The 23,338-nt window shown below is 54.2% G+C and carries 25 protein-coding genes; 14 read left to right on the top strand and 11 right to left on the bottom strand.

Translation table 11 applies throughout. The annotated features are described in order from the left end of the window. Positions 1-240: 240 nt before the first annotated feature. The 4 genes from carA to WCK51_10895 all read left to right on the top strand — a co-directional run bounded on the left by carA (position 241) and on the right by WCK51_10895 (position 3,058). Complete coding sequence (gene carA / locus WCK51_10910; protein MEI7577395.1) at positions 241-1,344, top strand: glutamine-hydrolyzing carbamoyl-phosphate synthase small subunit; 1,104 nt, start codon at positions 241-243, stop codon at positions 1,342-1,344. Beyond that, positions 1,334-1,678, top strand: coding sequence for a hypothetical protein (locus WCK51_10905; protein ID MEI7577394.1), 345 nt, complete (start codon positions 1,334-1,336; stop codon positions 1,676-1,678). The genes carA and WCK51_10905 overlap by 11 nt, the downstream gene beginning before the upstream one ends. A gap of 133 nt (positions 1,679-1,811) precedes the next feature. Further along, positions 1,812-2,822: a prepilin-type N-terminal cleavage/methylation domain-containing protein gene (locus WCK51_10900; GenBank protein ID MEI7577393.1), complete on the top strand. Its 1,011-nt coding sequence runs from the start codon at positions 1,812-1,814 to the stop codon at positions 2,820-2,822. Continuing rightward, positions 2,822-3,058, top strand: a complete 237-nt coding sequence (locus WCK51_10895) for a hypothetical protein (GenBank protein MEI7577392.1) — start codon at positions 2,822-2,824, stop codon at positions 3,056-3,058. The genes WCK51_10900 and WCK51_10895 overlap by 1 nt, the downstream gene beginning before the upstream one ends. A gap of 136 nt (positions 3,059-3,194) precedes the next feature. Here the strand turns inward: WCK51_10895 and WCK51_10890 are convergent, their stop codons facing one another. The 3 genes from WCK51_10890 to WCK51_10880 are packed head-to-tail and all read right to left on the bottom strand — an operon-like array spanning position 3,195 to position 7,438. Further along, a complete protein-coding gene (locus WCK51_10890) occupies positions 3,195-4,811 on the bottom strand; it encodes an FAD-dependent oxidoreductase (protein MEI7577391.1) in 1,617 nt (538 codons plus the stop codon). Next, on the bottom strand, positions 4,801-5,529 hold the full coding sequence (locus WCK51_10885) for a Fic family protein (protein ID MEI7577390.1): 729 nt from the start codon (positions 5,527-5,529) through the stop codon (positions 4,801-4,803). Before WCK51_10885 ends, WCK51_10890 begins: the two co-directional genes overlap by 11 nt. Before the next feature lie 7 nt (positions 5,530-5,536). Further along, positions 5,537-7,438, bottom strand: coding sequence for an ABC-F family ATP-binding cassette domain-containing protein (locus tag WCK51_10880; GenBank protein ID MEI7577389.1), 1,902 nt, complete (start codon positions 7,436-7,438; stop codon positions 5,537-5,539). 45 nt (positions 7,439-7,483) lie between these two features. Between WCK51_10880 and WCK51_10875 the strand changes: the two genes are divergently transcribed. The 5 genes from WCK51_10875 (at position 7,484) to WCK51_10855 (ending at position 11,345) form a co-directional block, all read left to right on the top strand. Further along, a complete protein-coding gene (locus tag WCK51_10875) occupies positions 7,484-7,678 on the top strand; it encodes a hypothetical protein (GenBank protein ID MEI7577388.1) in 195 nt (64 codons plus the stop codon). After that, complete coding sequence (locus WCK51_10870; GenBank protein MEI7577387.1) at positions 7,659-8,138, top strand: hypothetical protein; 480 nt, start codon at positions 7,659-7,661, stop codon at positions 8,136-8,138. The genes WCK51_10875 and WCK51_10870 overlap by 20 nt, the downstream gene beginning before the upstream one ends. Before the next feature lie 40 nt (positions 8,139-8,178). Further along, the gene (carB, locus tag WCK51_10865) at positions 8,179-9,831 is read left to right on the top strand and encodes a carbamoyl-phosphate synthase large subunit (GenBank protein ID MEI7577386.1); all 1,653 of its coding nucleotides are present in this window, start codon (positions 8,179-8,181) and stop codon (positions 9,829-9,831) included. A 105-nt stretch (positions 9,832-9,936) separates the two neighbouring features. Then, positions 9,937-10,191 carry a helix-turn-helix domain-containing protein gene (locus tag WCK51_10860; protein MEI7577385.1) on the top strand — a complete coding sequence of 85 codons (255 nt, stop codon included), beginning with the start codon at positions 9,937-9,939 and terminating at the stop codon, positions 10,189-10,191. Further along, positions 10,188-11,345 (top strand): HipA domain-containing protein, encoded by a 1,158-nt coding sequence (locus WCK51_10855; protein MEI7577384.1) that lies wholly within the window; start codon positions 10,188-10,190, stop codon positions 11,343-11,345. Before WCK51_10860 ends, WCK51_10855 begins: the two co-directional genes overlap by 4 nt. On the opposite strand, the gene WCK51_10850 is transcribed toward WCK51_10855, so the two are convergent. After that, positions 11,342-11,821 carry a GNAT family N-acetyltransferase gene (locus tag WCK51_10850; GenBank protein MEI7577383.1) on the bottom strand — a complete coding sequence of 160 codons (480 nt, stop codon included), beginning with the start codon at positions 11,819-11,821 and terminating at the stop codon, positions 11,342-11,344. The genes WCK51_10855 and WCK51_10850 overlap by 4 nt on opposite strands. Further along, positions 11,821-12,591, bottom strand: a complete 771-nt coding sequence (locus tag WCK51_10845; GenBank protein MEI7577382.1) for a DUF481 domain-containing protein — start codon at positions 12,589-12,591, stop codon at positions 11,821-11,823. The genes WCK51_10850 and WCK51_10845 overlap by 1 nt, the downstream gene beginning before the upstream one ends. Before the next feature lie 35 nt (positions 12,592-12,626). On the opposite strand from WCK51_10845, the gene WCK51_10840 reads away from it, so the two are divergent. From WCK51_10840 to WCK51_10830, 3 genes are all read left to right on the top strand, one after another. Continuing rightward, on the top strand, positions 12,627-14,114 hold the full coding sequence (locus WCK51_10840; protein ID MEI7577381.1) for a bifunctional metallophosphatase/5'-nucleotidase: 1,488 nt from the start codon (positions 12,627-12,629) through the stop codon (positions 14,112-14,114). Further along, positions 14,111-14,833 carry a GDSL-type esterase/lipase family protein gene (locus WCK51_10835; GenBank protein ID MEI7577380.1) on the top strand — a complete coding sequence of 241 codons (723 nt, stop codon included), beginning with the start codon at positions 14,111-14,113 and terminating at the stop codon, positions 14,831-14,833. Before WCK51_10840 ends, WCK51_10835 begins: the two co-directional genes overlap by 4 nt. 106 nt (positions 14,834-14,939) lie before the next feature. Next, positions 14,940-15,341 (top strand): hypothetical protein, encoded by a 402-nt coding sequence (locus WCK51_10830; protein MEI7577379.1) that lies wholly within the window; start codon positions 14,940-14,942, stop codon positions 15,339-15,341. A 128-nt stretch (positions 15,342-15,469) separates the two neighbouring features. On the opposite strand, the gene gcvPB is transcribed toward WCK51_10830, so the two are convergent. The 4 genes from gcvPB to WCK51_10810 are packed head-to-tail and all read right to left on the bottom strand — an operon-like array spanning position 15,470 to position 19,218. Further along, positions 15,470-16,987: an aminomethyl-transferring glycine dehydrogenase subunit GcvPB gene (gene gcvPB / locus WCK51_10825; GenBank protein ID MEI7577378.1), complete on the bottom strand. Its 1,518-nt coding sequence runs from the start codon at positions 16,985-16,987 to the stop codon at positions 15,470-15,472. Next, positions 16,987-18,318, bottom strand: a complete 1,332-nt coding sequence (gene gcvPA / locus WCK51_10820) for an aminomethyl-transferring glycine dehydrogenase subunit GcvPA (protein ID MEI7577377.1) — start codon at positions 18,316-18,318, stop codon at positions 16,987-16,989. Before gcvPA ends, gcvPB begins: the two co-directional genes overlap by 1 nt. 6 nt (positions 18,319-18,324) lie before the next feature. Further along, positions 18,325-18,702 carry a glycine cleavage system protein GcvH gene (gcvH, locus tag WCK51_10815; GenBank protein MEI7577376.1) on the bottom strand — a complete coding sequence of 126 codons (378 nt, stop codon included), beginning with the start codon at positions 18,700-18,702 and terminating at the stop codon, positions 18,325-18,327. Positions 18,703-18,723: 21 nt separating this feature from the next. Then, positions 18,724-19,218 carry a hypothetical protein gene (locus WCK51_10810; GenBank protein MEI7577375.1) on the bottom strand — a complete coding sequence of 165 codons (495 nt, stop codon included), beginning with the start codon at positions 19,216-19,218 and terminating at the stop codon, positions 18,724-18,726. Between WCK51_10810 and trmD the strand changes: the two genes are divergently transcribed. After that, the gene (trmD, locus tag WCK51_10805) at positions 19,217-20,050 is read left to right on the top strand and encodes a tRNA (guanosine(37)-N1)-methyltransferase TrmD (protein MEI7577374.1); all 834 of its coding nucleotides are present in this window, start codon (positions 19,217-19,219) and stop codon (positions 20,048-20,050) included. The genes WCK51_10810 and trmD overlap by 2 nt on opposite strands. Beyond that, entirely contained in the window at positions 20,050-20,673 is a 624-nt protein-coding gene (locus WCK51_10800; protein MEI7577373.1) for a hypothetical protein, read from the top strand. The genes trmD and WCK51_10800 overlap by 1 nt, the downstream gene beginning before the upstream one ends. 80 nt (positions 20,674-20,753) lie before the next feature. Here the strand turns inward: WCK51_10800 and WCK51_10795 are convergent, their stop codons facing one another. Continuing rightward, complete coding sequence (locus WCK51_10795; GenBank protein MEI7577372.1) at positions 20,754-21,917, bottom strand: sigma-70 family RNA polymerase sigma factor; 1,164 nt, start codon at positions 21,915-21,917, stop codon at positions 20,754-20,756. A 272-nt stretch (positions 21,918-22,189) separates the two neighbouring features. Beyond that, positions 22,190-23,290, bottom strand: coding sequence for a cysteine desulfurase family protein (locus tag WCK51_10790; protein ID MEI7577371.1), 1,101 nt, complete (start codon positions 23,288-23,290; stop codon positions 22,190-22,192). Positions 23,291-23,338: the final 48 nt, after the last annotated feature.

Raw genomic sequence — 23,338 nt, 5'->3', positions numbered from 1 at the left:
ACTTTGGTGCACTGGGAGACATTGATCAGTTTTTCAGTTGAACCCAGCTTCGTCAGAGATTCCGCTATGATCAGCGCCCTCCATACCGTCTCTATCTTTGACGCCCAAATTATACAGGCGGCAGTGCTCTCAGATTGTGATGTCTTGTACTCGGAAGACATGCATCACGGTTTTAAGTACAAAGGAGTTGAGATTGTGAACCCATTTCAGGGTCTCTAACGGGTATCCTGCTCGTCTAGGTTGAAGCGTTTCCTGCTCCTTAGCGATGGTTCCCAATACGAAGGTCGAGCTCTTGGTGCCGATGTTTCTGGCGTCGGAGAGGTGGTCTTCAATACTGGGATGACTGGTTACCAGGAAATCCTTACCGACCCAAGCTACGCAGGTCAGATGGTGATGCTGACCTACCCGATGATCGGGAACTACGGGATCAACGATGACGATTTTGAATCTGATAGGATTCAGCCCAGCGGACTGATTGTTCGAGAAGCCTGTGAGGACCCTTCGAACTGGCGCTCTAATCGAACCGTGAACGCGTTGTTGAAGGAGCGCGGTGTTGCAGGAATCCAGGGACTGGATACGCGGATGATCACCAAGCATATCCGCAGTGCTGGCGTCACGATGGGAGTCATCTGCGATGATCCGCTTGAAGGCAAGGCAAAACTTGCCGAAGCGGCAGGTTACGACGAGCAAGACTACGTTATGTCGGTGACCACTAAGAGTGCCTACAAGTGGGGACCGGAAGGGAAGGAAGCCGTGTCGGAACCGGACCCAGCCGGACGTCCGCGATTAGTGGTGCTTGATTGCGGACTCAAATACAACATCCTCCGTAGGTTTTGGCGAGCCGGGTGCCGCCCAATTGTTCTTCCGGCTACGGCTACGGCTGACGAAGTGATGAGTTGGAAGCCGGACGGCATCTTTCTGAGCCCAGGTCCGGGGGATCCTCAGCGACTCGAAGGAGTTGTACGTACTGTAAAATCACTACTTGGCAAACGACCAATGTTTGGGATATGTCTGGGGAATCAGATGCTTTGTCATGCGGTAGGCGGGCAGACTTTTAAGTTAAAATATGGCCATCGAGGCTCTAATCACGCAGTCAAAGATCTTGAAACTGGGAAAGTTACTATAACGAGCCAGAATCACGGCTACGCCGTCGACCCTGGTAGTCTCGAAGGAACTCGAGCGAAAGTGACTCAGATCAACGTCAATGATGGAACGGTTGAAGGAATATCTGTTCCGGACGCGGATGCTTCGAGTATCCAGTACCACCCAGAGGCGGCTCCGGGACCCTGGGACTCCAGGCCCTACTTCGCACAGTTTGTAGAGAAGATCAAGAATGGCAATTGAGATTTTAGAAAATCCCCTGATTTCCTCCTTCGATGAAGGGATGTGGGAGTCCATTAGCAACTTTCCGGACGAGATCTATTTGATCTCGGTGGGTGACGGGAAGTATGCCTGCAATAATGCGTCTACCCCTGACGGAATGGTGGTCAACGGCCTCTCTTGTTTTCCTTCGATCGACGATGCGATTGGGTACATGGCTCAACCTGGAATGCTCAGCGGCGAGACCAAAAGGGTCTCGTTTGAGGACGCCCGCGAAATCGCGAAGGGTAAGCCAGTTCTAGATTCGTTGCTCCTGTGGGACAACAGTCGAATCGTCGAAATCCACTTCGTTCGATAACGTTAAACATTTTCTCGAAGAATTTAATGATCTGCTAACAATTAGCAAAGATTGTTTTGTATATTGGATGGGAGTCTGGCAGTTTGCTGGACCAAGCGATTATCTGGTCGCCCGACCTTAAATGGGAACCAACATGAAAACAAAGGCATTTACTCTCATCGAGTTGCTCGTGGTCATCGCAATCATCGCGATCCTTGCAGCAATCCTCTTCCCCGTCTTCGCGCAGGCGAAAGAAGCGGCCAAGAAAGCGCGAGTCATAAGCGACACCAAGCAGACTGGAACTTCCTTCAACATTTACACTACCGATAATGACGATAACTTCCCAAGTGCTCATGCCGTAGATCCGGCAACTGGCACTGTCTTGGGATCATCGTGGGTTCCGCCAGGATATTCCTCCTACTGGTTTGCCGCTGTGCCAGCCGGTTGGGGTGGTCGGGCAGCATTCGCAGGAGCGGACCAGTTGATTTGGTACAACTCAATTTTCCCTTACACGAAGAACAATGACCTTTACCAAGGAAGTGGAGGCTCGGTTTACACCACTGGCTTCAACTACTCCACTGCTCCGGCGAACTTGCCGGTAACGATGATGACCATGAACGGCCTGCTTACCCTGTATAGCGCTACCGCAGTACAAGACGTCAGCGGTACTCCGCTCGTTTGGTTCGGAAACGGAAAAGAAGCTTATCGAGGCTTTGGCTACACCTCTCCTTATATGCGCTGCAACACCGTGGGGACCGCTGCTGCGCCAGCCCCAGCTTGCCGCTTCAATCCTGGTGGACATCCTCAAACAGGAGCTGCGGTAACCGGTCGTCAAGACACCTATGAGCTGACGTTCTTGCCTGCAAACGATACTGTTCGAGTCTTTGGCCGTGGGAATATCCTCGGATTCGTGGACTCTTCAGCTAAGTGGATCGCAATGGGTAGCGATGCCCCGCAGGCTACTGCAAACGGGAACAGGCGATACCTAGAGCCAGCTTGGACTTATTACGGACCGCAAGGTGGATATCCTGCAGGAAACGTTGATCTTCCGATGCGCTGTCAAGCGGGAACAACTGCCCCCTATTACCTCTCTATGTTCCGACCCGACCAGCAGCGCGGATATCAGTTTGGATACAACGGTAGTGGAGCACAGTGCAACCCGTAATGAGGACGATTCATGTTGCTGTAGCGGCAGTTTTGGGTGGAGTTTTCGTTGCCGGATGTTCGTCTGACGACTCTGGGAAAGGGAATCCTGCCGGAGCACAGGCGGGCAAGTCTCTCAGCAGAGAGGAAGCTCTCAACATGACTCCGGATCGCGGCGCGGCTGGTGGTGCTAAGCCGCCAAACGCGGCAAATGCTGGGTCCAGTCAGGCAACGGCTCCCGACGAAGGCGGAAAGTAGCAACAAGTTGATCAATTGAGATCGTCCGGAATTGGAAGATTCTAGAGGACAATCGTTGGAGAGGTGCCCCTAACTGGGCACCTCTTCTGCGTTATTTGATGTATCTTCGGCCCGCAAGTGGAGTTCGGAATCTCTTTTAGAGGGCCCGGAGCTGTGGCCAGCGGAGCTCGACTCCCTGGTTGGAAAGAAGGCCATGTAATCCAGCAACTTCTTCGGTAGACCCCGACACCGCTTGCGCTGAACCCATCCGCAGCGTGCACGAGGCCAGGGCCGCGGCGGACTCTCCAATATTCCACTCCACCGGATGCAGCCGATAGCAACCGTTCGTGATATGGGTTACGCCAAGATTTTTGCAGGCCGGGATTAGGTTTGTCATCCGAACCGGAACAAGCGACCTCAAGGGAATCTCAAACGGCAGCGTCGAGGTGTCGATTGTATTCGCCCCGTTCGTGCTCGGGTGAAGATCGATTCGATAGGCCCCAATCCCGACTGAGTCCTCAAAGGAGGGTGCCCGATCGGCTCCTTCGTTGGTATAGGCTGCAACATCTTGCTCTTTAACCACGTACTCGGCCTGAATTCGCCGAGCTTCGCGGATGTAGGGGTACTTTGCAAACCCGTCGACGGTCCCCGCTAACTCCGGGCTCATATACAAGTTTGGATACGCCCCCGGTTGGTCGTCGTGACGGGGTGCATCGTTCTGGAGCCAATACAGTAGGCTCAAGCTGAGCTGTTTGGAGTCATGAAGTCGGCTTGCGGAAACTGGCCCCATCGCCCCGGGGACGTCGAAGTGCTCGGGGATTTCGTCGCCTTTCGGGAGTGGATCGACATCCATAATCGTCCCTTCGAAGTAGTCATTCTGGGGCCAATTCACCACAGTCGCTGGATGTTGACCAGGAAAAACGCTTGGACTGACGATCTGACGGTAGGGAAACAGTGCGTACCAATCGCCGGGCTTTCGTCCGTACAACGGCAACTCGCGAGTCTCACCGGTGTGAGCATGTAACACCTCAAAGCCTAGGATGGATCCGGGCCAAAAATTCGGCTTCCAGTTCTTCCACTTCTCGTACTGCGCTGGTTTCTCGATCCGGTGCTCGCCGTTAGGATCGCTGGCGAGGGCAAAGCACCACGTGATTCCCTGCACGTTATCCCATTCAGCAGGTCCTTCAACTGCGTTTGGCTCTTTCGTGTCGGCCTTCGACTCGGCCCCAACGACGTATTCCGTCCCGGTCATCGGGAGCAAATCTCCGAGTTCGGTGGCATCCAGGAAGACGTCCGCTTCGATGGTCAGAAGCTTTCCGGACTCCAAGTTCAAGAATCGAATGGCTTCGACCTGGTCATCATTAACCATGGCTGAGTGGGGCTTGTGCTTCAGCAGAATCGTCAGCAACCCTTTGGCAACATAGGGTGCGAGCATATCTTGGATCACTTTCCACCCAACTTCGGGCTCAAAGCATAGGCGGCTAACCCAACCAGTTCCCGGATTGAGCAATGGGTTCTGCCGGGCAGACTCTGAGAGACCCGGGTTTGCGTAGTACGCTTGTCGAACCCGGTTTCGAAAATCTCGGTAGCGGCGGGTACAGCCGAATTGTTCGATCCACGGATGCTCATCTGGAGGAACAATTTGGGAGGTTAATTGACCACCGACCCAGTCGGTCTCCTCGGTCATGATGACCTTGTGACCAAGCTCACATGCCATCATCGCAGCGGCAACGCCGCCTGTTCCGCCACCGGCGATTAGAATTTCAGCTCGCAAGCGAGATCACCTCTTCGAGGGCGGATTCGAGTTCGTTGCACACTAGCATGGTCAGTTTTGAAAGGTCATCGTCGTTCGATTGGGCATGAACGAGCGAATCGATATAGTCGGTTCGTCGTTCGACTCGGAGGATAGCTGGCACATAGCCACTTTGAATCAGAAGAAGGTTCATCAGCAACCGCCCTGTTCTTCCATTTCCATCGCGAAACGGGTGAATCGAGACGAAGTCATAGTGTGCCTTCACTGCTCGCCCCACAGGATGCAGGTTACCGGTCGCAAGTTCGGCAACAAACCGCTGCATGAGGTTCGGAATCTGAATGTGGTCAGGATACTGATGCTCAGTACCAGCGGCCTTGACATTGACAGTTCGATATTTACCTTGTTCTTCGGGCATGTTTCCCCTCACTACAAGTGCGTGGATCTGTCTGATTTCATGCTCGCCGAGATGCGAACTTGTGGTGGCAAGTTCCTGAATGAACCCAATGGCCTCCCGATGACCGATCACTTCCAGATGCTCGGCAACAGATTTCCCTCCAATCGTTACGCCTTTTTCAAGGACGAGTTCTGTCTCGCTTTGTGTGAGTGTATTTCCCTCAATTGCGTTTGAGTGGTAAGTCATTCGAACGTCGATCAGCTTTTGGTATTCCGCAAGGAATTCCGGCTTCAAGGGACGCATGGCGTCAAGTTTTGCCTTGAGGGCATCGATCCTGTCGAACATCAGATACTCACCCTCGCTGTGCCTCCATCTCGGCAACTTCGGTGTTCAGCCGCTCCCATTCCTTCATGGTACTGGCAATCGTTTGTTGCAACTCTCCGTGCTGAGTTGAGAGTGCTAGAACATCGTCTCCAGGGCGAACTCCGGCGAGTTTCATTTCTAGCACCGCCATTTCGTTTTCCTGGCTAGTGATCTTGTCCTCGATCTGTGATATCTCTTTGTTGAGTTTTTCGATCGCCTTTCCGAGCTCCCTGGGAGAGAGCTTGGGGACATTTTCGTCGGGCTTTGCCGACGAAGAAGTAGTCGAGACGACTGCGGGCCCAGTTGTTTTTCTGTTTCGATAGTCGGTGTAGGAACCAGGGAACTGGATCACTTCGTTCCGGCGAACGTCGAGGGTGTTGTCGGTCACTTGGCTGAGCAACCAGCGGTCGTGCGAAATGAGAATCAGCGTTCCGTCGTAATCCTTGAGAACATCCGCGAGAGCCTCGCGCGAAGTCATATCGAGGTGGTTCGTAGGCTCATCGAGCACTAGCAGATTGGGATTCAGATTCGTCAAGCGCGCCAAAGAAAGTTTGTTCTTCTCGCCACCGCTGAGGGTTCGGACCGGGCGGTAGACGTCGTCCCCAGTCAGCAAGAATCGCCCAAGCAGGGTTCGCGCTTCTGGCGGAGTGAGGCCGTCTTCGTAGCAGAGGACGTCCAAAGGCGACATCTCAGGATCTAGATCGCTGGCATCCTGGGTGAAGTAGCCCGCAACCACACTTGAGCCGATCTTGGCAACTCCACCAAGCGGTGGAAGCGCACCCATGACGGTCTTGATGAGTGTCGATTTCCCGGCCCCGTTTTCGCCGATGATGCCCCACCGTTCGCCGATGCGAACGACCCAGTTCAATTCTTTGATCAGAGTCAAATCTGGAAAGCCGACCGCGAGTTTCTTTGTCTCAACAACAATTTCTCCCGAGCGAGATGCTTTTCCAAACCCGCCCGCCATCTGCTTATCGCTCTTTGGCGCATGAACTCTAACGGCTTCGAGTTTTTCCATCTGCTTGAGCCGACCACGCGCCTGGGCAGTGCGCTGGCTATTCATGAAGCGCCGGACGTATTCATCCATCTTGGCAAGCTCAATCGATTGCCTTTTCGCCACTTCGGCTTGGCGTTCTTCGTCGGCTTGTTTGAGTTCTAGGTACTTACCGAACGGTCCCGGATAAGCCTTAACCTGTCCATCCCGCAGTTCCAGCACTCGCTGAGCCGTCGCTTCCAAGAAGGTTCGGTCGTGGCTGACCAGCAAAACGGCGCCGTGGTACTGCGTGATCCAGTTCTCTAGCCATTCGGTGGCTTGAAGGTCAAGGTGGTTGGTTGGCTCGTCGAGGATCAGGAGGTCTGGTTCTTCGAGCAGGATCCTTGCGATGGCGAGGCGAGTTTTTTCTCCGCCGCTGAGGGCGTCGGTCGGCTTATCAAACTCATCCTCCTCGAATCCCATTTTGATGAGAACTGTTCGCACATCTCGCTCGGCCGAGTACCCCTCGGCGTCAAGAAAGTGCTCATGGACGAGAGCGTATTCGTCAAGGTTTTCGGCGGTCGCTTTGTCCGCCTCGATCAGCTCTTCGAGTTCTCTCAGCCGAACCTGGATTGCGAGGCGATCTGCTGCTCCGGCCTGGGCTTCTTCGATGACGGATCGCCCAAAGGTGACCGGCTGCTCTTGGCGGAGGTACCCGATTTTGGCCCCACGGTTGATGTTGAATGAACCCGAATCTGGCGTATCGCGTTCGGTCAGAATTTTTAGAAGAGTCGACTTTCCGGCTCCGTTTCGACCCACCATTGCCACCCGCTCCTTGGGGTCCAAACGGAAGGTGACACCCAAAAGAATCTGGTCCGGCCCAAACGCTTTTTTGACATTTGAGACAGAGAGGAGCATTCCGAACAGTTTACTTCGGGAAGCCGTGGGATAATGAGTTTGGAAATGGAGTCAAATGCCGACCGAGCGGAGTCTTTCTCGACAGAGCGGGATGATACGATGCTTAAGATTCTCCACAAAATGACCCCGACCGAGCGAGTCGAGTATCACGAAGGCATCATGCGAGAGATCTTCGAAATTTGGGAGCAAAATGGCATTGTTCCGCTGAGATGGAGGACAGATGAGCTCTCCGAGCCTTAAGGCGCTCGCAGCCGTCTTCAAAAAGCATAACGTTAGTTATGTTGTGGTGGGTGGCTATGCACTACTGATGCAAGGTGGAGACCTGACCACATACGATATCGACTTGTGCATTGCCTATGATTCAGAAAATTTAGATTCGCTTGCGAACGCCCTGAATGAGGTTGGTGCCAGAACTCGCAGCGGTGAGTTGAGCCGTTTAGATCGGTTTTCCTTTGGGGGTGCGTTCAACACCTTTTTCACAGAGGTCGGTGTTGTTCAGATTTTGAATCGTGTATCAGGCTATGAATCATTTGCAGAATTGGAGGCCCAGTCAGTCACTCTGACCATACAAACTACATCGGTGCGAGTCGCAAAATTGGCCGCGCTAAAAGCGATGAAGCTGGGTACCGGACGGGGCAAAGACAAAATTCACCTCAGCCTCATTGAGCGGCTTGAAGCATTGTCGACGCTTGAGGAATGAATCTGTCCACGGCGTGGAATCCCGGTAAACTCTTTCTTTAATGAAAGTCCTTGTGATCGGCTCCGGACCCATCGTCATCGGTCAAGCAGCGGAGTTTGATTATGCGGGCACTCAGGCTTGCAAAAGCCTGCGCGAGGAGGGACATTCGGTCGTTCTCCTCAACTCCAATCCCGCCACGATCATGACCGATCCGGGCGTTGCGGATGCCCTTTACATCGAGCCGATGACGCTCGATTTTTGCACCAGAATCATCGAGCGTGAGCGGCCGGATGCGCTGCTGCCGACTCTCGGGGGACAGACTGGCCTTAACCTGGCTACTCAGCTTGAAGATGCTGGAGTGCTCGAAAAGTACAACGTTCGGGTGCTTGGAACGCCGCTCAGCGCGATCAAGCAAGCCGAAGACCGTGAGTCCTTCCGGACGCTCATGCGTGAGATTAAGGAGCCAGTTCCCGAGTCGTGGATCGTTGGTACTGAGGCAGAACTTGAAGCTATTCTCGATGTTGTTCCTTATCCATGCATCATCCGACCTGCCTATACATTGGGTGGAACCGGAGGCGGAATCGCGAACAATCGAGAAGAGCTAATGGAAACGGGACGCAAGGGCCTGAAGCTTTCTATGCGAAGCCAGATCATGGTGGAGCGGTCGCTGCTGGGTTGGAAAGAGGTCGAATATGAGGTGATGCGAGACTCGATCGGCACCGTCATCACGGTCTGTAACATGGAGAACTTCGACCCGATGGGAGTTCACACGGGTGACTCCATCGTAGTTGCGCCTTCCCAGACGCTGAGTGACCTCGAGTACCACATGCTTCGAACGGCCTCGTTGAAGATTATCTCGGCTTTGGGAATCGAGGGTGGGTGTAATGTGCAGCTCGCTGTGAATCCTCACTCGTTTGACTACTACATCATCGAAGTGAACCCTCGAGTTTCGCGCTCTTCCGCGTTGGCTTCTAAGGCAACCGGTTACCCGATTGCGCGGGTTGCGGCAAAGATTGCGGTTGGACGGACTCTAGACGAGATCGACAACCAGGTGACGGGAACGACCAAAGCCGCTTTCGAACCTGCTCTCGACTACTGCGTCGTGAAGCTGCCGCGATTCCCGTTCGACAAGTTCGCCACTGGCGATCGAACTCTGTTCACTCAGATGAAGGCTACCGGCGAGGTCATGGCGATTGATCGCACATTTGAGGCGGCAATGATGAAGGCGATTCGGGGGCTTGAAGTGAAGCAGAAGGACCTGCGGCACGAGAAGTATCAGGCTCAAGATGACGTGACCCTTGAGGCCAGTGTGAAGCAACCGACCGACGACCGAATGTGGGCGATCATCGAGGCGATTCGGCGCGGTTGGTCGCTGGATCGAGTCAATAAGATCTGTAAGGTTGACAAGTGGTTTTTGCGGAAGTTGCAGAAGTTGGTGGAGGTCGAGCAACGGCTGGTTACCGCCTCATCGTCGGGTGAAGATTTGGCCAATCTCATCTCCGAAGCCTTCCTGATCGGTTTTTCGTCTCCCTCAATCCGCTCCCTTTTGGGAGGATCAGGCGAGTTTGCTGAGCGGGCAGCGGCTGAAATTGAAAAGCAAAAAGTGCAGCCCGTCTTCAAGATGGTTGATACCTGCGCGGGCGAGTTCGAATCGAATACGCCGTACTACTACGGCACATTTGAAGTCGAAGACGACGCTCTGAGCCGAGCCTAATCCCGACGGTTTGTATGCGATCACATACAAACCGTCCTATTCTGCCCCAAAAAATCTCTGATTTCATCGTTTTTGCATTCGATCGAATACAAAACTGCGAAATGAGTGTCAAAAACGATCAAAACGGCCCATAATGTATTCAATCGAATGCAAAACGGTGAAGATATTGGAGAAAAGGTAGCTCAGCGTCGAAAGGCACTGGGGCTTTCGCAAAGTGAACTCGCCGAGTTTGCTCTTTGCGGGCGCCTGTTTGTCTCTCAGTTAGAAAATGGAAAGCAATCTGTCAGGTTAGATAAGCTCCTGGCGATCCTCAATGTTCTCGGCCTGGAACTAGAATTAGCAGAGGTTAATCGTCGGTGACTGCCGATCCACGGCGTATCGATACTCTAATCGTAACTCGGAAAGACGTTGAGATTGGTGTCCTCCGAAGAATAGAGAACGGTTGGAGGTTTGATTACGAAGAAGCCCCGCACTACTCTGTTTGTCACTCGATGCGGCATCAGCAGAGTATGGCTTTCGAGCGAATAGGAGTGAATCTTCCTGCATTCTTTGCGAATCTGCTGCCCGAAGGGAGCCGTATCAATGCTGTTGCCCGAAGCATCAAGACCTCAGTTGACGATCTTTTCTCATTGCTCATCGCAACCAGCGGAGATTTGATCGGTGATGTGGGAATCGCAAACGAGCGAGGAATCGAGTATTCACTGGCTCTCCATGAGCTTAAACAAGAAAGCTGGGCCGACCTTCGGGGAGAGGTGCAAAGCGTCGCCGGAGTGCAGGAGAAGATGTCGGGTCGTCTGACGGCGGTTTCGGTCCGCACCCGGGGTGCGCCATGCCTTGTTAAGTTTGACAATGTTGCCTTTCCAAACATTGTTGAAAACGAAATGTTCTTCTTAGGGCTCGCAAAAGTGTGCGGACTCAAAGTGGCCCACGCGGAGGTGATCTCGGATTCCGCCGGAGATAAAGCTCTGATGGTGCAACGATTCGACCGCACAGATCATGGCAATCGAAAACTTGCTCAGGAAGACGGATGCCAACTTCTCGATCTCTACCCTGGCGATAAGTATCATCCGACGTTCCACGATCTAATCCGGAAGTTTACAGAGGTTTGCGCCAGTCCGCGCCTTGCGGCGTTAGACCTAATTCGGCAGTACATCTTCTCCTACATCATTGGGAACGGCGATATGCACGCGAAGAATGTGAGCATTCTGGAGAATGCAAAATCAGGCTTGATCGAAGTATCCCCCGCGTATGACTTGTTGACTACCTTGGCATATCCTGGTCTAGACCAGAACATGGCTCTGGCCGTACTTGGGAAGGATTCAAACTTTCGCGCGTCCAGCTTTGTTGACTTAGGACGGAGATTCGACATTCCGGAAACAGTTCTGCTTAAGAATCTGCATCAACTTTGCGAAGGAGTTTCAAGCCGAATTCAGCATTGCGAAACGATCTTTGACCCCAAAACTGCCGAGAAGGTTGTCAACGAAATCCAGCGGCGAATTCAGAGGCTGTCTTAAGTCGTAGCATATTCCACGCCGTCAGCCACCCAGAATACATCGATCTCTCGCACGAGGGTCATGCCGACTTTCTCCATAACGCGCCTTGATCGGTGGTTTTCGGCGAGAGTTCTTGCAATGACTCGCTCATTGGCAAAGTCAATCAGCATTTTTGATCCCTCGGTTGCTAAACCCTGTCCCCAAGCCTCGGTCTTGAGCCGGTATCCAAGTTCACACTCACCGGTGTCCCGGGAAGGGCGAAGATGAAACCATCCGATGAATTCATCGCCGAGATCCGCCGCCCAAAATCCCCTTCGGCTACCTTCAGGGTATTGAACAGCCAGTTTCCGGATCCACTCTCGAGTTGCATCCAGTGACGGTTCGACGTGGCCGAGGAACTCCGTGACTCGCGGATCACAATCCATCTGGTAGAGAGTCATTGCGTCCGCATCCGAAAGCTTTCGAAACCGCATTCTATCGGTCGCGAGGACCTGCATCAGAATCGGTAGCCCAAAGTAAGCGCATAGCGTGAGTTATCTTTCCGTGCCCCAGGAGCTGGGGTGGAGTCGTAGTCGGCGATCCACGCTACGGCCAGCGAGATGCGCTGTGAGATCGGAATCCCGAGGTTCAGGTTGCTGGTCAGGAAGAAGTCATCAAAACGGTCAAACGCAGGATAAAACTCCGCATAGTGATTCACCGAGACACCTTTCTTGAATACCTTTCTGAACGAAGATGCGAACTGCAGGCCGGGAGCATTTCGTGACCCAAGGTCGTTGAGATATGTTTCAGTTAGATAGCTTAAACCTGCCGTTATCTTCCACTCAGCATCTCCGACAGCGTCGACGCGGCCGGTCTTGAAGGGGTTCTCGGTTCGGACCGCGAAGTAGCCGTAACCAATGGTTGTCACCGACCGCGAGCCGAGTTGAACGACCGCATTGCGGTCGAAACGCTGATCAATAAACCCAAACTTGCGTCGGCTGGAAGGAGTGTCGTAATGCGCTCCGACACTCCAGCGATCCTCGGTCGTATCGAACTGCCCCGTGGTCGCATTGGTCTGCCGACTCAGCCCGTAAAAAAGCGAGTACTCAAGCTGATTACCCATCTTGAGCTTGTTCACTGCACGAAGGTTAACAAAAACCGAAGAAGAATTCAGTGCCGACTGAGCTTCTGTAAGGTTGAGGTTCAACTGCCCCGACCAGCCTTGGACCTGACCCAAAGCGCAGCCCGCTAACGCGAGAAGAGAGAGACCACAGATTCGATGGAGCACCGTAAGGTTCTACCCTCCTCGGATACAATATGAACATGCGCTTCACCGCAATTTTGCTTGGACTATTCGCTGCCTCACACAGCATCGCACAAAAGCCGTTGACGGTGACAATTCTCCACTCCAACGACCTCCATAGCCACATGGAGCCCACCGCGATTAAGGGCAAGACTTATGGTGGCTATGCGCGGCAAGCGACGATTATCAAGCAAACAAGGGCCAAGGAGAAAAACGTGCTCTTGCTCAATGCGGGTGACTGTTTTCAAGGCACGCTGTACTTCAATATGTACGACGGCCTAGCCGATCTGGCGTTCATGAATGCGATGAACTACGACGCCCAGTGCGCTGGCAATCATGAGTTTGATAAGGGGGCCGACGTACTGGCGCAGTACGTGAAACGAGCAAAGTTTCCTGTCCTGTCTTGCAACATTGACTTCTCCCACTTCCCGGTTCTGGCTCCGCTGATTAAACCTTCAGCGATTGTCATGGTTGACAAGCAGAAAATCGGGATTGTCGGTGTAACGACTTCTGATCTCGAAAACTTGACGACGCTCGGAAACGAACTGAAAGCATCCGCACACTTACCATCGGTTCAGCGAGCGGTGGACGAATTGACCAAACAGGGTGTCAACAAGATTATCGTCATCTCGCACATTGGTTATGAAGAGGATCAGGCTTTGGCGCGAGGGCTACACGACGTTGATCTGATCGTTGGTGGCCACAGCCACACACCGCTCGGAACCCCGCCTTTGGACGGTTGGCGTCCTTCGGGTGGATCGTATCCAACGATTGTCAAGGACACGACGGGTGCCACAGTTCCGGTGGTTCAGGCTTGGGAGTGGGGGAAGGTCTTTGGCCGGTTCAAGGCCCAGTTTGATGCGGCCGGTCGATTGACCAAGATTTTGAATCCGGAGCCGATTGTCGTGGACGAGTCGATCCCCGAAGACCCGGAGATCGCTTCGCTCATCGACGCTTTCCGAAAGCCGATTGAGGCAATGGGGAACACCCAAATTGGAACATCCGCGGTTGCCCTGACTGATCGGGTAAAGGTCGGATACTTGGTAGTGGATTCGTATTTGGACGCGACGTCAAAGCTGGGCGCAGTGGCGGCTCTGGTTAACCCCGGCGGAGTCCGGTCGAATCTTGAGGCGGGCAAGCTCACGTTTGCAATGCTGAACTCGGTTTGTCCATTCCGAAACACGCTGACCATTGCAGACCTGACTGGAGCTGAGTTGGTAGCGTTGCTCAACGACTCGAAGGGGTCGCTGATTCCTTCAAAGAATTTTCGGTATAAAGTAGCGGGCGGGTCGGCTCGTGAATTGACGATTGACGGCGTCGCGGTTGATCCGGCGAAGACCTATAAGGTCACGGTGAACAACTTCATGGCCGGCGGAGGAGACTCGCTAACGACTTTGAAGTCGGTGAAGAAGCTCGACACCGGATTAATTGACCTCGATGCTTTTGTCGAGTTCATCAAAAAGATGTCGCCGATCGGCGAACAGAACGAGATTCGAGTCAGTCGATGATCCTCGCTTTTCAAGCTCTACAGCCAGTATTGGCGGTTGAGCGGACGGATCGGAAATCCCGGATTGCCCATGAGCAGTTACTCGCTAAGGCCAAGTCAGGTCGAATCGACCTGTACTTCCTAGGAGATTCGATCACGCGGCGCTGGGGCTGCTCGGATGAGAAGTATGCGGACCTTTACGCCAACTGGAAGGCTAACTTCTGGGGATGGAACGCGGGTGACTTCGGCTGGGGGGGCGATACGACGCTGAACATCCTGTGGCGGGTTCGGAATGGCGAGCTTGATGGTGTAAATCCGAAGGTGATCGTTCTGTTGGCCGGGACGAATGATCTTCCGGGTTTGGGGGGCAGCGTCGACGCATCAAAGATTGTTGCTGGGCGAGTATCGGCGATTCTCGCCGAATGTAAATTGCGCGCGCCAAAGGCGCGGTTAGTGCTTACGGCGATCTTCCCTCGAACAGATGCTTCGGGAACTCTCGTGGTCCCGGTAAACCAAGAGCTGAAACTGGTTGCACGGGCGTCTCGAGCTACGTTCCTTGATGCTAACAAGGGCTTCACCGACCTTCCGAAGATGTTTCCGGATGGTTTGCACCCCTCTGTAATGGGGTACCAGGTTTGGGCAGATGCCCTGCGCCCTCAGTTGAGGAAGTGGTTAGGCAAGCCTTCGACGACCGATCTGGCTCCACCAACAACTGGCGATCCGGGGCACTTATCCGAATAGTCCTAGGTGGCGGCGAGAGATTGGGCTAATGCAAAGTAAGACAGTAAGCTGTTCGCTACGCAACTTTCTAGTTCACTCCGGGGTAATACAGTGACAGAGATGCGCAATGGAACGATCTGAAGAGCGATTGGAAACTCTCAAGGTGCGTGACGACGAGCTGCATGATCTTTTGGCTCGTCTTGCCACGGCGGATGGCGCGATGGCAACGGGGAGTACTACCGTGGGAGACGTTGCCGAGGCAAGCGGATACTCGGTTCAAGATGTCGCGATGGCTTTACAAGAGATGCGTGGACGCAGCGGGCTCTGGGCTGGGTCTGCTCCTCTGACTCCCGCTCAGCAACTTCAACGTCGGAGGGCGCTTTTCGTGATGGCGCTTTCTTTTGCCATCTCGATTCTAATCATTGGATTTATGCTGTTGCAGCAGCAACCTTCAGGACCCCCACCTACCAGGATCTTGGAGACTGCTGTTGACGCGCCTCCAACTCCTACTGAAGTCGCTCCGCGCTAGCACTCGGCCGATCTTGGGAGGAACCTTCTTTGGAGGGTCACAGGATTATCGTCCTTATGGCTCGACCTGCACGAATCTAGATTCCCGTGCCCTACGTGGCTCAGCCGCGTAGGACACGGGAATCTAAATTACTGGATTGCTTGCCGGAGCCGCGTGTATTCCTTGTTCTCGGCGCCCGGAATCCAGCGGACGTCTAGCTGTTTGACGGCCAGAGTCTCGTCTAGGCGTCCAACAATCTTTGTCGAAGGCGCATTGTGCAGGAGTTCCGGTTCGGTTTCAGCTTCATGGCAGATCGCGATTAGCGCGTCGCAGAACTCGTCCAAGGTTTCCTTGTTCTCGGTCTCGGTCGGCTCTATCATGAAGCACTCGGGAACGATGAGCGGGAAGTAGTTGGTGGCGGGGTGGAAGCCGTAGTCGATAAGGCGCTTCGAGATGTCCAGTGCGCGCACGCCCTTCTCCTTTTTGTACTTCTCGGCGGTAAGAATGCACTCGTGCATGCAAGGGCGGTCGTGTGCGGGGGGAAGAACATCTTTGAGCCGAGCCCGAACGTAGTTGGCATTTAGAACCGCGAACTTCGAAATCCGGTGCATGTTCTCCTTGCCGTACGCCATCAGATAGGTGTACGCCCGGACTTCCATGAGGAACTGACCGTAGAAGCCAGCGACTCGTCCTATGGACTTTGGCCGGTCTTCATCGGCGATGATTTTGCCGTTTTCGGTTCGGATCACCGGTTTGGGAAGGAACGGTTCGAGGTGCTTTTGCAGGCCAATCGCTCCGCATCCTGGACCCCCGCCGCCGTGCGGGGTGCTAAAGGTCTTGTGGAGATTGAGGTGCATGCAGTCGAAGCCGTGATCGCCTGGTCGGGTGGTACCAACCATTGCGTTCATGTTGGCTCCGTCGCAGAAGACCTGCCCGCCTGCATCGTGAATCATCTTACAAATCTTTTCGATGTTTGGCTCGAAAAGCCCAAGCGTTGAAGGATTGGTCAGCATCAACGCGGCGACCTGGTCGCCGATTTCCTCAAGAACTTGAGTCAGGACCGCAAGGTTTGTGTTGCCCTCAGCGTCGGTTGGAATCGACTTGACATCGTAACCGCAACGAGCGGCGGAAGCCGGGTTGGTGCCGTGAGCCGAGTCTGGAACAAGGACAATCTTGCGCTTCTGTCCTTCGCCGCGCGACTCGAAGTAGGCGCGAACGAGCATGAGACAAGTCATCTCGCCGTGAGCACCAGCGAGTGGTTGCAAAGTGATGTAATCAAAGCCTGTCACTTGGCAGAGGATGCTCTGCACGCCGTGTAAAATCTCCAAAGCACCTGGAATGGTTTCGACCGGCTGAAGCGGGTGAAGATTGGCGAAGCCCGTCATCCGTGCGGTCATCTCGTTGATCTTCGGGTTGTACTTCATTGTGCAGCTACCCAGCGGGTAGAAGCCGGTCTCGATGCCGTAGTTGATGTGCGAAAGGTTGGTAAAGTGCCGGAGCATGTCGAGCTCTCCGACTTCGGGCAGGTGAAGGTCTTCGCGGGTTTCGCCGAGGATTTTGCCGAGGTCAACTGAAGGTGTATCGCACTTGGGAAGGTTGCAGCCAACGCGACCAGCGCGGGACTTTTCGAAGATGAGTTTTGGCTCGGGAACGGTGGTTTGTCGCATTAGGCAAGCACCTCTTTGAGGGCAGAAACGTAGGTGTCGATCTGGTCCTTCGTTCGGAGTTCAGTCGTGCAGATCAGGAGCGTATTGGGCGGACCGTCGTAATACTTGCCCAGCGGGAGTCCGGCAAGGATTCCTTTGCTCAGCATCGCCGAGCAGACCCACTCGGCGTCCTTCGGAAGGCCAACTACGAACTCGCAGAAGACCTTGTTGGTCATGGCCCCAATGCCGATTTTCTCGAGTTCGGAGATCATGTACTGCGCGTTTCTGACGCTCGATTCCGCTACGGAGCGCATGCCGTTTTTGCCAAGGGCGATCATGTAAACCGTGTTGGCAAGAGCCATCAGAGCCTCGTTGGTACAAATGTTCGACGTGGCCTTCTCGCGGCGAATATCTTGCTCACGGGTTCGGAGGGTCATGACGTAGCCGGGTTTGTCACCGTGGACTTCCTTGGTTTTTCCAACGATTCGGCCCGGGATGAAGCGAATGAGTTCTTTCTTACAGGCAAAGAGTCCGACACCAGGTCCACCGAGTCCCATTGGAACTCCCATGGGTTGGCCTTCGCCGACCACGATATCTGCGCCGAAGTGTCCGGGCGGCTTGAGAAGGGCGCAGGCGACCGGGTCAGTAACGACGATCATTGTCGAGCCGTTCTTGTCGCATGCTTCTCGGACGGCGGCGAGATCTTCGATTGAGCCAAAGAAGTTGGGGTACTGGACGATGTAGCAGGCGGCTTCTTTGTCATCGACAAAGGGAACGGTGACTCCTTTAGTTGACGGAGCGGTCTGTACCTCTATATCCATGGACCAGCAGTACGTGTCCAAAACTTGTCGGTAGTGAGGATGAACACCCGCACTGACGACGACTTTCTGCCGCTTGTTGAGGCTGGTCGACATGATCGCCGCCTCCGCCATCGAAGTTGCGCCGTCGTACATCGAAGCATTAGCGATGTCGCAGCCATATAGCTCAGCGACCATCGTCTGGAACTCGTAGATTGCTTGGAGATAACCCTGCGAAGCTTCTGGCTGGTACGGAGTGTAGGCGGTTAAAAACTCGCCCCGTGAGATGACTGCTCCGACGGAAGCCGGAATGTAGCGATCATAGATTCCTGCACCCAGGAAGCAGGTGACTTTGCTCAGATCGACGTTTTTCGAGGCGATCTCGAGCAAGTGAGCGTATAGCTTCGGCTCGTCAAGCGCCTTCGGGATGTCCAGAGAACCCGGCTGAAGCTGAAGGTTCGCCGGAATTTCGCAGAACAGGTCGTCAATCGAAGAAACGCCGATGACGGCGAGCATTTCGGCGACATCAGCTTCGGTGTGCGGGATATAAGGCATTAGGGCTTAGTGAGCGACTGCTCCATACCCAGCGGCGTCCAGCAGCGTGCCCGGAACTTCGCCCGAGAGGCGAACCTTGATCATGAATCCCTGTCCGTAAGGATCGGTGTTCACAAGCTCAGAAGCACTTGCCAGTTCGCCGTTAACCTCGATGACTTCGCCAGCCACCGGGGCGTACAGATCGGAAACCGTCTTGACACTTTCTACGCTACCAAAGGTCTCGCCGATAGCCAGGGTTTTGCCCACGGTCGGGAGATCGACGTACACCACATCGCCGAGTTCTGACTGGGCGTGGTCGGTGATTCCGATAGTGGCTACGTCGCCTTCAACACGCACCCACTCGTGCGATTCGGTGTATTTCAGATCTGCCGGGATGTTCGACATAAGTGGTATCAGAATACCGCTTTAGGGGACTGCAATCGGGAGCGGGAAGGATTTTTTGAGTGCCTGCCCGACCGGCAAGGATCGCCATTCCTGATGGAGATCACTCATCACGATAACGGCTGTGTGGAGCTTGCGCTCGTAGCCTTCAGAAAGTGCGAGATTGGCCTCGGACGCGCTTCGCCGAATCTGGTTGTCCAGCGGATAGTCGTGCGGCTCGGGGCTGTGACGCATGTTGTCGAGATGCCCGACAATAAGTTCGGCGAGATACGCTTCGTCGGGGAGCTGTTGATGTTCGTGCGAACCAGGCACCTTATCCTCGAACGACAGAATCGTACGACCTTGGGCGATTAGCCCAAAGAACGCTTCTTTGAAGCCGAAGGCCGATTCGACAGCGAGGTGGACCAGGTCGTGAAGAACAAAGAACTCGCCGGACTTGCTCCAGGTCGAAGTGCCGTCCGGCCTGGTGTAAACCAGCATCGCGCCGGTCTCGTTCTTTCGGAATTCAAGTTGCAACATGGCAGACAGGTACCCTCTCATTGTGCCTCGAATCGACTTTGTGACGCTCTTCCCCGACATGGTTCGCGGGGCATTGGAGCATTCGATTCTGGGTCGAGCAGCTTCAGCTGGGTTAGTCGAGTTTCGGGCGGTTTCGCCCCGGGATTACTGTTACGACCAGCACAAGAAAGTTGATGACACCCCGTACGGCGGACATCCAGGGATGCTGATTAAAGCCGAGCCTGTTGCTCTGGCGATAGAAGAGTTGATCCCGATTTCGGCGGAGGCCTGGGCTGGTGAGACAGTTGAGGTGGAGGCTCCTGAGAGTTCAGACAGGCGCCGTTTTCACTACTATTTTAAGACTAATGAAGTCGGAAAAATCGTTGGACCTTCTTCTGTCGTGGATCTGCACAAGCAGAGCATCGCAATCATCTTTACGGAGCCATCCGGAATTCCATTTAAGCAAGAAAATGCCAAAGAAATTGCACAATACGAGCAGATCGTTTTCGTCTGTGGTCACTATGAAGGCATCGACCATCGAGCAGAAGAGGCGTACGCGACCCATGTGTTTTCCGTCGGCGACTATGTCCTGACCAACGGCGAATTGCCAGCCCTGGTTATGGCCGATGCCATCACCCGTCTCTTGCCAGGAGTGCTGGGGGCGGCCGAGTCTCTCGAAGAAGACTCATTCTCTGGGCAGGGCCTCAGTGCTCCGAACTACACCAAGCCGCCGGTTTGGCGCGGAAGGGAAGTACCCGAGGTTCTTCGGAGTGGTGATCACAAAAAGATCGATGAGTGGCGGCGGGTTGAAGGAGAAAGGCGGACTCGCGAGAGGCGGCCAGATTTACTGTAGTGAAGGTTTACATCGATCCGGACCGGACCGCCGCAACCCAAATGGCTCGGGACCATGAGCTTTTTGAAGGCGCTCTGCGCGGCGAGCCTTCCGCAAGAATCTACGAATGGGACCAAACCTGGGTGACTCTCGGACGGTTTCAGAAGCCAGAGGAGACGCTGGTTAATGCCTCCGTTGACAATTGGACGATTCGGGAGACGGGTGGGGCCGCCGTACTGCACGGTCACGACCTGACGGTAGGAGTGTCGGTTCCTCTCATAGGTTCCGTTGGAGTCAGGGCTGTCTACCGGAAGATGGTGTACCCGTTGGTCCTCGCGCTTCAAGACTTAGGCTTCGATGCAGCTCTCGGCGCAGATGCTGGTTTTGCCGAGCGCTCGACCGGTCCGTACTGCTTCCTCGGAAAGTCTGAAAATGATATCGTGTCGGTATCTACGGGCCAAAAGCTGTGTGGGTGCGCACTTCGCGTGAATAGAGGAGCCGCTTTACTTCAAGCTTCGATTCCGATCCGCCGACCCACGATACCGGCCATCGAGCTAATTCGGTCGGCCGAAGATGACTCGTGGCGAGACTGCCATGCGGAAGTTATGATTGATAAACTGCGCCTGCGGTTGTTAGAAGCCTAGTAGCAACTGCAAACAATCTTTGGACCATAAAGAAAAGACCCCGAACATGGTTCGGGGTCTTTAACCTTAACGGTCCAACCTTAGTTGTGGTGCGGAGAAGGTGTGATGGTGAAGCCTTGCGAGGTGAGCTCGGCACCGATGTGGCGGAGTTTCTTCATCGCTCGGAGTTCGATTTGACGGACTCGCTCTCGGGTGACGTTGAGCTCTGTTCCGACTTCCTCAAGCGTCCGGGCACGGCCATCGTCAAGTCCAAACCGGAGTCGAACAACATCTCGCTCTCTGGAGGTCAGGCGTCCGAGGATTCCGTCGATCTCTTCACGTCGGATTAGCGACCAGGTGACGTCACCCGGGGTCGGCATGTTCGTGCTCTGCACGAAGTCACCGATGGACGAGTTGTCTTTTTCACCAACCGGAGTTTCGAGAGAAATCGGTTCGACTGCAACGCGCATCATCTCTCGAACACGGTCAACCGAGAGTCCAACCTCGCGGCTGATCTCCTCTTCAGTTGCTTCGCGCTGGAGCTCTTGCTGCAAGCGTGAAGCGGTCTTGACGACCTTGTTGATCAACTCAGCGACGTAAACCGGAATTCGGATGGTTCGACCTTGGTTGATGATGGCGCGAGCAATCGCTCGGCGAATCCACCAGGTAGCGTAGGTCGAGAATCGGAAGCCTTTGGACCAGTCAAACTTCTCAACGGCCCGGATGAGACCAAGGTTGCCCTCTTGAATGAGGTCAGCCAAAGGAATTCCTCGAGCGTTGTACTTCTTGGCGATGGATACAACCAGTCGAAGATTCGACTCGATCAGGTGCCTCTTCGCCTCAATACCCTCGTTGATAACGCGGGTCTTGATGAACTGGTTCAGCTCAGTCGGCTTACCAACGGGGTGAGTGATGTCCTTGCGTTGAAGAAGTTTGAGCAGCTCTTTCTCTTTGCCCTTCTCCAGAAGCTCCTTGGCCATAACGAGCACGGCGAGGTGAACTTCCTGTTCAGGGGTCAGAAGTTGGGCGCGACGGGTCTGTCGCATCCACATTTCGAGTTCTTCAGAGTCGTCCGGTACCGCGGCGGCCTCCGCCTCAAGCTCTTCAAGCTCCTCATCAGAAGCGTCATCGTCTTCGATCTCGGCGGACGGATCCTCCAGCGACGTCATGTTAGGTTCCATGAAGCCGTTGGTCCGACCGGGTGTTCGGACAGTAATTGCACGTCCGCGCTTCGGTTGGGTTGGGATGCCGTTTTCAATAGCCATTTATCTTTTAGTTACTCCGTGTTTGACCTTTTCGGTATGCTCCGGCTCGTCGAACCTTGCATGGTTGGTCTTTTCGTGTTGTGAGCCCTTTAGGTGTATCACTCCACTGATATTTTGTCAAGCGAGACGCGTGCCAGTTGTCAATGTTCTGGAAAACCTTTTGAGTTTACCGGGAAATCAGTACAACGAAACGCTATCTTGGGGGACAGCAAAAAACTTAGACGTCTTTTAGCGAGCGAAAGGTTTCAGCATCCTCTCAGTTCTACGTTGAATCAGCGTAGATTGCGCAACTTCGTCACAATTCGCCTAATCTCGCGGGCGAGCTGGGCGGTGGATTCCTCGGTGTTGTGGTGAGAAAAGCTGATTCGGATAGTTCCACGGATATATTCATCGGGAACTCCGAAGGCGCGCAATACTGGTGAAGGTTCGGTGTTTTGGCTGCTACACGCCGCTCCGGCCGAGCAGCAGAACCCTGCTTGATCGAGCTCAATAAGGAGCGTTTCCCCCTCGATTCCTGCGAATGAGAGGGAGAGGATGTAGGGGGAGCGGCGGTTTCCACCATTCTCAAGGTATCTCTTCAACGGATTGGTTGAATCCCAATCCCAATCAAAGACGTTCCAAAAGACCTCATTCAGGTTTTCCACCTGCTCCCTCCGACGAAAGATCTCTTCATTCGCTATCTCGGCAGCAGTGCCCATTCCCACAATCGCGGGGACGTTTAGTGTTCCAGATCGCTCGCCCCGTTCTTGACCACCACCGGTGATGAATGGGGAGATCGAGCCAGGGAACTTTTGATACAGGAATCCGACTCCCTTGGGGCCATAAAACTTGTGAGCCGAGCCCGTAACATACTCGAGTTCACCCACCTCAAAGGGAATCTTTCCAACTGCTTGTGTCGCATCAACCAGATAGGCTCCCGGAACCCGATTCCACTCGTCGAAAATGGTTCCCGTTTCGTTGTTCACCAGCATCTGAGCTCGCAGAAGTGGCTGCCGAGGTGGAACCCCCACCCCGGACACTGGCCGAGCTACTTTTGCCGGTGGGTAGAAGAACGGAATTCCGAGTTTCTCGGCAGTATCTCGAATCGAACTGTGCTCAACGACACTCACTTCAATCTGATCTTTCAGTGCATGCAGCACCCAGTTATTCGCCTCCGTCGCCCCGCTCGTAAACGTAATCTGCGAAGGATCCTCGGCCCCGATCAACCGTGCGACCTGAGCCCGAGCTTTCTCGACCGCGTCCATCGCCTTCGCACCGTACTGATGCAACGAACTCGCATTTCCCGGAAACTCGTGAAACCAGGGCAGCATCGCCTCAACGACACGAGGGTCCACGGGAGTTGTGGCAGCGTTATCAAAATACCGCTCGTGCATATGCTGAAGTGTACTGAAACCTCACAGGGACGCGTGAGCGTATAATGC

It is taken from the genome of Armatimonadota bacterium (genome assembly GCA_037138755.1).
Taxonomy (GTDB): domain Bacteria; phylum Armatimonadota; class Fimbriimonadia; order Fimbriimonadales; family Fimbriimonadaceae; genus Fimbriimonas.
This window is presented reverse-complemented; position numbering and strand designations above follow the sequence as displayed.

Excerpts from the sequence above, each read along its gene's own strand:
- WCK51_10905 (MEI7577394.1), top strand. The coding sequence starts at position 1,334 with ATGGCAATTGAGATTTTAGAAAATCCCCTGATTTCCTCCTTCGATGAA.
- WCK51_10900 (MEI7577393.1), top strand. The coding sequence starts at position 1,812 with ATGAAAACAAAGGCATTTACTCTCATCGAGTTGCTCGTGGTCATCGCA.
- WCK51_10895 (MEI7577392.1), top strand. The coding sequence starts at position 2,822 with ATGAGGACGATTCATGTTGCTGTAGCGGCAGTTTTGGGTGGAGTTTTC.
- WCK51_10885 (MEI7577390.1), bottom strand. The coding sequence starts at position 5,529 with ATGTTCGACAGGATCGATGCCCTCAAGGCAAAACTTGACGCCATGCGT.
- WCK51_10880 (MEI7577389.1), bottom strand. The coding sequence starts at position 7,438 with ATGCTCCTCTCTGTCTCAAATGTCAAAAAAGCGTTTGGGCCGGACCAG.
- WCK51_10875 (MEI7577388.1), top strand. The coding sequence starts at position 7,484 with ATGGAGTCAAATGCCGACCGAGCGGAGTCTTTCTCGACAGAGCGGGAT.
- WCK51_10870 (MEI7577387.1), top strand. The coding sequence starts at position 7,659 with ATGAGCTCTCCGAGCCTTAAGGCGCTCGCAGCCGTCTTCAAAAAGCAT.
- carB (MEI7577386.1), top strand. The coding sequence starts at position 8,179 with ATGAAAGTCCTTGTGATCGGCTCCGGACCCATCGTCATCGGTCAAGCA.
- WCK51_10850 (MEI7577383.1), bottom strand. The coding sequence starts at position 11,821 with ATGCAGGTCCTCGCGACCGATAGAATGCGGTTTCGAAAGCTTTCGGAT.
- WCK51_10840 (MEI7577381.1), top strand. The coding sequence starts at position 12,627 with ATGCGCTTCACCGCAATTTTGCTTGGACTATTCGCTGCCTCACACAGC.
- WCK51_10835 (MEI7577380.1), top strand. The coding sequence starts at position 14,111 with ATGATCCTCGCTTTTCAAGCTCTACAGCCAGTATTGGCGGTTGAGCGG.
- WCK51_10830 (MEI7577379.1), top strand. The coding sequence starts at position 14,940 with ATGGAACGATCTGAAGAGCGATTGGAAACTCTCAAGGTGCGTGACGAC.
- gcvPB (MEI7577378.1), bottom strand. The coding sequence starts at position 16,987 with ATGCGACAAACCACCGTTCCCGAGCCAAAACTCATCTTCGAAAAGTCC.
- gcvPA (MEI7577377.1), bottom strand. The coding sequence starts at position 18,318 with ATGCCTTATATCCCGCACACCGAAGCTGATGTCGCCGAAATGCTCGCC.
- gcvH (MEI7577376.1), bottom strand. The coding sequence starts at position 18,702 with ATGTCGAACATCCCGGCAGATCTGAAATACACCGAATCGCACGAGTGG.
- trmD (MEI7577374.1), top strand. The coding sequence starts at position 19,217 with ATGGCAGACAGGTACCCTCTCATTGTGCCTCGAATCGACTTTGTGACG.
- WCK51_10810 (MEI7577375.1), bottom strand. The coding sequence starts at position 19,218 with ATGTTGCAACTTGAATTCCGAAAGAACGAGACCGGCGCGATGCTGGTT.
- WCK51_10795 (MEI7577372.1), bottom strand. The coding sequence starts at position 21,917 with ATGGCTATTGAAAACGGCATCCCAACCCAACCGAAGCGCGGACGTGCA.
- WCK51_10790 (MEI7577371.1), bottom strand. The coding sequence starts at position 23,290 with ATGCACGAGCGGTATTTTGATAACGCTGCCACAACTCCCGTGGACCCT.